This is a genomic window from Kitasatospora sp. NPDC057518 (assembly GCF_042802075.1).
Taxonomy (GTDB): Bacteria; Actinomycetota; Actinomycetes; order Streptomycetales; family Streptomycetaceae; genus Kitasatospora.
This window is the reverse complement of record NZ_JBHVEU010000570.1, coordinates 1-4,885: the sequence shown is the minus strand read 5'-3', so window position 1 is coordinate 4,885 and position 4,885 is coordinate 1. Positions and strand designations below refer to the sequence as shown.

5 protein-coding genes are annotated in these 4,885 nt (G+C 76.2%); 2 read left to right on the top strand and 3 right to left on the bottom strand.

The window, feature by feature from the left end; translation table 11 throughout:
• Positions 1-47: 47 nt before the first annotated feature.
• Positions 48-899: an NAD-dependent epimerase/dehydratase family protein gene (locus tag ACFU7Z_RS36205; RefSeq protein WP_380782272.1), complete on the bottom strand. Its 852-nt coding sequence runs from the start codon at positions 897-899 to the stop codon at positions 48-50.
• Between the two features lie 218 nt (positions 900-1,117).
• Positions 1,118-1,648, bottom strand: a complete 531-nt coding sequence (locus tag ACFU7Z_RS36200) for an EF-hand domain-containing protein (RefSeq protein WP_117485338.1) — start codon at positions 1,646-1,648, stop codon at positions 1,118-1,120.
• Between the two features lie 163 nt (positions 1,649-1,811).
• Here ACFU7Z_RS36200 and ACFU7Z_RS36195 point away from each other — a divergent pair, with 163 nt between their 5' ends.
• Both ACFU7Z_RS36195 and ACFU7Z_RS36190 read left to right on the top strand, forming a co-directional pair.
• Positions 1,812-2,648 carry a helix-turn-helix transcriptional regulator gene (locus ACFU7Z_RS36195; RefSeq protein ID WP_380782274.1) on the top strand — a complete coding sequence of 279 codons (837 nt, stop codon included), beginning with the start codon at positions 1,812-1,814 and terminating at the stop codon, positions 2,646-2,648.
• A gap of 172 nt (positions 2,649-2,820) precedes the next feature.
• The gene (locus tag ACFU7Z_RS36190; RefSeq protein ID WP_074006315.1) at positions 2,821-3,726 is read left to right on the top strand and encodes a neutral zinc metallopeptidase; all 906 of its coding nucleotides are present in this window, start codon (positions 2,821-2,823) and stop codon (positions 3,724-3,726) included.
• A 49-nt stretch (positions 3,727-3,775) separates the two neighbouring features.
• On the opposite strand, the gene ACFU7Z_RS36185 is transcribed toward ACFU7Z_RS36190, so the two are convergent.
• Positions 3,776-4,675, bottom strand: a complete 900-nt coding sequence (locus ACFU7Z_RS36185; RefSeq protein ID WP_380782269.1) for a LysR family transcriptional regulator — start codon at positions 4,673-4,675, stop codon at positions 3,776-3,778.
• Positions 4,676-4,885: the final 210 nt, after the last annotated feature.

Here is a 4,885-nt window from a genome sequence, read left to right as displayed (position 1 = left end):
CCCCACGGCGGGGCCGGGCCCGCCTTCCCGCGGCGGGGCCGGCCCCGTTACAGCGCCCCGGCGTCGGCCGCCGCCCACGCCGACGGGTACAGCGGACGCCAGCCCAGCTCCCGGCGCGCCGCCGCCGTCGACACCTGCCCCTCCCACGGGTCGAACGGGGCGTCCGGCGAACCACCGGGGTGGACCCGCCCGTTGAGCGCGTACAGGTCCCAGGCCGTCAGTGGCGCGTCGTCGCCGACGTTGTACGTGCGCCCCTCGACGCCGGGCACCGTCACCGCGCGCCACAGCGCCCGCGCCACGTCCGCGTGGTGCACCACCGCCAGGCGCTGGTGCGCGGGCCAGTGCGCCGCCCAGTTCAGCGACTGCGCCAGGTGCGGATCGCCGTCCCCGTACACGAACGCCAACCGGGCCACCACCAGCGGCAGTTCGTCCCCGAGCGCGCGCAGCCCCTCCTCCGCCCGCGCCTTGGACGCCGCGTACACCCCCCACGCCGGATCCGGCGCCGTCCGGTCGCCCTCCACGGCGGGGCGGCCCAGCCCCCGCCCGTACACCAGGTTGGTACTGGTGTGGACGAACCGCGCCACCCCGGCCTTCGCCGCCTCCCTCCCCAGTGCCACCGCCGCGTCCCGGTTGACCGCCCACGCCGTCCCGTCCGGCACCCCGCGCAGCGCCGCCGCCACGTTCAGCACCACATCGGCCCCGTCCAACGCCCGCGCCCGGTCGCCCTGTTCGCACAGGTCGCCGACCACCACCTCCACCCCGTCCAGGCCCCGCGCCCTCGCCGCGTCGCGCACCAGCACCCGCACCGAGGAGCCCTCCGCCCCCGCCCACCGCACCAGCCGCGGCACCAGCCGGCTGCCCACCGAACCCGTCGCGCCCGTCACCAGGATCTTCGCCATCGCCCGTCTCCTCCAGGGAGTCGCTTCCTCCGACGCCCACCACCCTGCCCGCGGCGCGAGGGGCGCGGCAGAGACCTCCCGATCCAGGGACCGCCGATCCCTGGCTGGGGCCACGGGGCGCCCGGGCGGGCTCCCGGCCGCCGACACCCGCCGACGCCCGCACCGACCGCCGACGCCCGCACCGACCGCCGACGCCCGCACCGACCGCCGGAGCCAGGTCAGCGGACGGCGGGCTCCCGCGGGCCGGGGCGGCCGTCACCGTAGGCGCCGGCCATGGGGGAGGAGCCGGTGGTGAGGAAGTCGTGGATCGCCACCAGGTAGACGGCGCGCTCCACGGTGCCCTCGCCGCCCGTGTCGAGGGCGTCGAACGCGGCCGCGGCCCCCTCCGGCGGGTTGCCGCTCGCCGCGCGCAGCCGGGCGAACTCCCCTCGGGTCACACGCCCGTCGCCGTCGCCGTCGGCGAGGTCGAACAGCGAGCCGAGCGCAGGCCGACAGGTCTCCTCGAAGGCCTCGTGACCGGCCCAGGCGCGGTACTCCTCGAAGGTGACGCCGCCGTCCCCGTCGCCGTCCATCTGCCGGAAGACCTCCTCGTGGGTCGCGCGGGCCGCGGCCACCAGCGGGTCGTACGGGCCGCGCCCGAACGCCGAGGCCGCCCGGTCGACCCGGGCGAGGTACTCGTCGTGGGAGATCACGCCGTCGCCATCGGTGTCCAGCATCGCGAAGATGCGGCGCTTCGCCTCGTCCGACATCCCGTCACCATCCGTTCTCTCAGGGGAAGTTCTGCCGGTCCACGCTACCGGCGGGACGCGCGCGGGCCGGGAAGGCGCGGCACGGGAGCGGGCGCCATCCCGGCAGCCGGGGACCGGCGATCCCTGGCTGCGCCACGCCCCGGCGGGCCATGCTGGGGGCATGATCGACCGAACGGCGCTGGCCGACTTCCTCACCCGGGCCCGGGCCCGGCTCGCCCCCGCCGACCTCGGGCTGCCACCCGGGGCGCGGCGCCGCACACCCGGACTGCGCAGGGAGGAGGTGGCACAGGTCGCCGGGCTGTCCGTCGACTACTACGCGCGCCTGGAACAGCGCCGCGGCCCCCAGCCCTCACCGCAGCTGCTCGCCGCCCTGGCCCGGGCCCTGCGGCTGAGCGAGGACGAACGCGACCACCTGTTCCGCCTCGCCGGGCACGAGCCCCCGCGCCGGTACGGCCCGCTCGGCCACGTGCGTCCCGGACTGCTGCTCATCCTCGACCGGCTGCACGACACGCCCGCCCAGGTGGTCTCCGACCTCGGCGACGTCCTCGCGCAGAACGCCATGTCGGCCGCCCTGTTCGGGGACCACACCGCCCTGGCACCCGAGCGCCGCAACCTCCTGCTGCGCTGGTTCACCGACCCCGGCACCCGCACGCTGTTCCCCGCCGAGGACCACGAGGACCTCGCCCGCGCCCACGTCGCCGCCCTGCGCGCCGCCCGCACCGCCCGCCCCGGCGACCGCCGCGCCGCCGAACTCCTCGACGAACTCCTCGCCGACAGCAGCGAGTTCACCGCCTACTGGGAACGCCACGAGGTCGCCCGGCGGCGCAGCGGCCGCAAACGGCTCCTGCACCCGGTGGTCGGGCCGCTGGACCTGGAGTGCGAGGTGCTGGCCGCCGGCGGCGAGGACCAGCTGCTGCTGGTGCACACCGCCGCGCCCGGCAGCGACTCCGCCTCCCGCCTGGAACTGCTGCGCGTCGTCGGAGCCCCCGCCCCCGCCTGACGCCCGCACCGGCATCGGAAGGCCCCGCTGCGCGACGAGGCGGGCCGGGGCCCGTAGGCTGGGCCGGGCCGTGACGGCACAGACCGTCACCAGAGCGCACAAAGCGACCGACCGACAGATCGACCGATCGACCGATCGCCAGAGACCGACAGAAGCGGGCAGGCAGGGGCACATGCAGTTCGACGACCAGGGCGACCTCGACACCTCGCAGGTGGACGACCGGCGCGGCATCCCGGGCGGGAAGGTCGCCATCGGCGGCGGGGCCGTGGGCCTGCTCGCGGTGCTGTTCGCGGTCGTCCTCGGCGTCGACCCGCAGCTGCTGGGCCTGTCCTCCGGCTCCGGCTCCTCCGGCTCCTCCACCGGCACCCGCACCGCCGGCGAGGTGCAGCAGGCCTGCAAGACCGGCGCCGACGCCAACAAGCGCCAGGACTGCCGGATCGTGGCCGTCACCAACAGCCTCCAGGAGTTCTGGCGCACCGAGCTGCCGCGTGCCGCCAAGATCCCGTACAAGAACGCCGAGACGGTGCTGTTCACCGGCCAGGTCTCCACCGCCTGCGGGCCGGCGACCTCGGCGGTGGGCCCGTTCTACTGCCCCGGCGACAAGAAGGCCTACTTCGACCTGGGCTTCTTCAACGAGCTGTCCGCCCGCTTCGGCGCCAAGGGCGGCCCGTTCGCCGAGTCCTACGTCGTCGCCCACGAGTACGGCCACCACATCCAGACCCTCACCGGCGCCATGCAGAAGGTCGGCAACGACCGCCAGGGTGCCGCCAGCGGCTCGGTCCGCCTGGAGCTGCAGGCCGACTGCTACGCCGGGGTGTGGGCGCACCACGCCACCACCACCCCGCAGGCCTCCACCGGCCGTCCGCTGATCGCCTCGCTCACCGACCAGGACATCGCCCAGGGCCTGGACGCGGCCGCCGCGGTCGGCGACGACCGCATCCAGCAGCAGGCCACCGGCCGGATCAACCCGGAGGCCTGGACGCACGGCTCCGCCGAGCAGCGCAAGGCCTGGTTCACCACCGGCTACCGCGGCGGCGACTTCGCTCAGTGCGACACCTTCTCGGCCGCCAAGCTCTAGCACCACCGCCCGCGAGGACCGCCCGCGACGTCCGCCCGCGGGCCCGTCGTCAGAAGCCCCGCTGCGCCTGCCCGCTCCGCGCCCAGTCCCAGCCCGCGATCGCCTCGCGCAGCCGGATGGCGCCGGCGGGCAGGCGCGTGTCCGCGGCCCAGAACAGGGTCAGGGAGCGCCGGCAGTCGGGGTCGTCGACGCCGACCCACACCAGCGGCAGGCGGGTGGCGGTGCGCCGGGAGAGCGCGGGCACCAGGCCGATGCCCAGGCCCGCGCTGATCAGCTCGGCGATGGCGCCGGCCTCGTCGCTCTCGCAGACGATCCGCGGCTCCAGGCCGCGGGCGGCGAACAGCCGCTCCAGCAGGCGGCGCTGCCAGTGCCCGGGGCGGGCGGCGATGAACGGCTGGTCGGCGAGGTCGTCGACGCCGACCGCGGTGCGCCCGGCCAGCGGGTGGCCGGGGGCGACGGCCAGCCCCACCTCCTCGTCCAGCAGCAGCACCGACTCCAGGCCCTCGGCGGTGATCGGCTGGGAGACGACGGCGAGGTCGACGTCCTGGGCCCGCAGCCGCCGGCCCGTCTCCCGCGCGGGCAGCTGGTGCAGTTCGACCTCCACCCCCGGGTGGCCGCGCTTGAACGCGGCCAGCGGCCCGCTGAAGGCCAGGAAGGTCTCCGAGGCCAGCCGCACCGTGCCCAGCCCCTGCCCGGCGGCCTCCGCCACCGCCCGCCGGCCGGCCTCCAGTTCGCCGAGCGAACGCTCGACGTAGCCGCGGAACAGCTGCCCGGCCGCGTTCAGCCGCAGCCGCCCGCCGCGCTCGAACAGCGGGGTGCCCAGCTCGGCCTCCAGCCGGGCGATGGAGCGGCTCAACGACGGCTGGGCGACGCGCAGTTCCTCCGCCGCCCGGCTCAGGTGCTCCAGCCGCGCCACCGCCAGGAACTGCGCGAGCGTGTTCAGGTCCACGAAAGCCCCCATGCCCCAGCAGTCATAACGCCATAGCGATATTGATCTTAGACAGGATAGCCGGGCGGACATAGCGTCAGGGACGGGCCGCACGCCGCCCGCAGCGGTGCGCCGGCCCGGACGCCCTGTACGAGGAAGGACCCCGCGCCATGGCCACCGCCGCCCACCAGACCCCACCGGAGCCCGAGGCCCGGCCCGCCACAGGGGAGC